A 1,916-nucleotide genomic window follows, 5' to 3' on the forward strand; every position below is an offset into this window, starting at 1 on the left:
AGCACGTACTGCAGGATGCCGCCGTTGCGGTAGTAGTCCGCCTCGCCGGGGGTGTCGATGCGCACCACGGCGTCGAACTCGACGGTGGATCCGTCGGTCTTGGTCGCGACGACCTTCACGGTCGACGGGACACCGCCGTTGTTGAGCTCCTCGATACCGGTGATGTCGAACGTCTCGGTGCCGTCGAGCTTGAGCGACCCGTGTGACTCGCCCTCCGGGAACTGCAGCGGGATGACGCCCATGCCGATCAGGTTCGAGCGGTGGATGCGCTCGAAGCTCTCGGTGATGACGGCCTTGACACCCAGCAGGCTGGTGCCCTTGGCCGCCCAGTCACGCGACGACCCGGTGCCGTACTCCTTGCCGCCGAGCACGACGAGCGGGGTGCCCTGCGCGGCGTAGTTCTGCGCGGCGTCGTAGATGAACGACTGCGGTGCGTCGTCCTGGGTGAAGTCGCGGGTGTAACCACCCGAGACACCGTCGAGCAGCTGGTTCTGCAAACGGATGTTGCCGAACGTCGAGCGGATCATCACCTCGTGGTTGCCGCGGCGCGCACCCAGCGAGTTGTAGTCCTTGCGCTCCACGCCGTTGGCGTCGAGGTACTGCGCGGCGGGAGTGCCCGGCTTGATCGTCGAGGCGGGCGAGATGTGGTCGGTCGTGACCGAGTCGCCCAGCTTCGCGAGCACGCGAGCACCCGTGATGTCCTTCACCGGAGCCGGCTCGCGCTCCATGCCGTCGAAGTACGGAGGCTTGCGCACGTAGGTGGACTTCTCGTCCCACTCGAACGTCTTGCCGTCCGGGGTGGGCAGTCCGCGCCAGCGCTCGTCGCCCTTGAAGACGTCGGCGTAGTCAGCCGCGTACTGCTCCGGCGAGATCGACTCGGAGATCGTCTTCTCGATCTCCTCACCCGACGGCCAGATGTCCTTGAGGAAGACGTCGTTGCCGTCGGTGTCCTGGCCCAGCGGGTCGGACTCGAAGTCGAAGTCCATGGTGCCCGCGAGAGCGTAGGCGATGACCAACGGCGGCGACGCCAGGTAGTTCATCTTCACGTCGGGGTTGATGCGTCCCTCGAAGTTGCGGTTGCCCGAGAGCACGGCGGTCGCGGTGAGGTCGTGCTCGTTGATCGCCTTGGAGATCTCCTCGGGCAGCGGTCCGGAGTTGCCGATACAGGTCGTGCAGCCGTAACCGACGAGGTAGAAGCCCAGCTTCTCCAGGTAGGGCCACAGGCCGGCCTTCTCGTAGTAGCCGGTGACGACCTGCGACCCGGGCGCCATCGAGGTCTTGACCCAGGGCTTGGAGGTCAGGCCGCGGTCGACGGCGTTGCGGGCCAACAGTCCGGCGCCGATCATCACCGACGGGTTGGAGGTGTTGGTGCAGCTGGTGATCGACGCGATCGAGACGATTCCGTGGTCGAGGACCATCGAGCCGAGCTCATCGGAGTCGATACGCACCGGCTTGGTCGGGCGGCCGGTCGCATTGCGCGCGGCCGAGTGCAGCGGCGCGGCATCGTCGTCGGCGAAGGACAACGCGGCCGGATCGGATGCCGGGAAGGAATCCTCGACGGCGTCGTCGAGCTTGGTGTGCTCGGCGGAGTTGCCGTTCTCGACGTAGTTGTGGATGTCCTTGCGGAACGCGTTCTTCGCGTCCCACAGCTCGATACGGTCCTGCGGACGCTTCGGTCCGGCGATGGAGGGGACCACGTCGGCGAGGTCGAGTTCGAGGTACTCCGAGTACACCGACTCCTTGTCGCCGTCGTGCCACATGCCCTGCTCTTTGGCGTATGCCTCGACCAGTGCGAGCTGCTCCTCGCTACGACCGGTCAGACGCAGGTACTTCACCGTCTCCTCGTCGATGGGGAACATCGCGCAGGTGGACCCGAACTCGGGGCTCATGTTGCCGATGGTCGCGCGGTTGGCCAG

General features: G+C 66.0%; 1 protein-coding gene. It reads right to left on the reverse strand.

Annotated features, from left to right (window positions below; all coding sequences use genetic code 11):
- Window positions 1–1,916, reverse strand: a 1,916-nt coding sequence (gene acnA, locus JHC79_RS23610; protein WP_296395508.1) for an aconitate hydratase AcnA, incomplete at both ends; no start/stop codon positions are given.

The sequence above is a fragment of the Williamsia sp. genome, assembly GCF_016462415.1.
In the GTDB taxonomy this organism is placed as follows: domain Bacteria; phylum Actinomycetota; class Actinomycetes; order Mycobacteriales; family Mycobacteriaceae; genus Williamsia_A.